At 65.1% G+C, this 657-nt stretch carries 1 protein-coding gene; it reads right to left on the bottom strand.

Annotation, left to right across the window (positions count from 1 at the left end):
* Positions 1-657: TRAP transporter substrate-binding protein (locus HTA01S_RS24450; RefSeq protein WP_169804815.1), on the bottom strand; the 657-nt coding region annotated here is incomplete at both ends.

Here is a 657-nt window from a genome sequence, read left to right as displayed (position 1 = left end):
CGGCGCCAGCGCTGGGTCTCGGCCAGGTCCAGCGCCACGATGTTGTTGCCGGCCTTCTCGGCGATCGCGCGGCCCACCTTGTCGCCCTCGTCCATGGCACGGCCGAACAGGGCTGCGGTCTCGATGCCGGAGTTGTTGTCGATGACCTTCTTCAGGTCATCGGGCAGCTTGCTGTAAGCCGAGCGGTTCATGGAGAACGCAAAGGTCTGGGTGTACAGGCCTTGCTTGCCGGCAAAGGTGGTGTGGTTCTTCACCAGTTCGGTCACCTTGAGCGCTGGCGTCACCTCCCAGGGAATCGTGGTGCCGTCGATCACGCCCTTGGACAGCGCCTCGGTCACGGCCGGCACCGGCATGCCCACCGGGTTGGCACCCAGCTTGGTGAGCATGTTGTTGATGATGCGCGAGCCGCCGCGGATCTTCATGCCGCGCAGGCTCTCCAGTCCCGTCACCGGGGCCTTGGTGTGAAACAGGCCCGGGCCGTGGGTGTGCACCGCGAGCAGCTTGACGTCCTTGAACTCGTCGGCCGCGAACTTCTCCACGTACTCCTGGAAGGCGCGCGAAGACTGCTCGGCCGAACCGCTCATGAACGGCAGCTCGAACACCTCGGCCTTGTTGAAACGCCCCGGCGTGTAGCCCAGCACGGTCCAGGTGATGTCC

It is taken from the genome of Hydrogenophaga taeniospiralis CCUG 15921, from assembly GCF_001592305.1.
GTDB lineage: Bacteria > Pseudomonadota > Gammaproteobacteria > Burkholderiales > Burkholderiaceae_C > Hydrogenophaga > Hydrogenophaga taeniospiralis.
The sequence above is the reverse complement of the archived record's forward strand: the minus strand, read 5'-3'. Positions and strand labels throughout refer to the sequence as shown.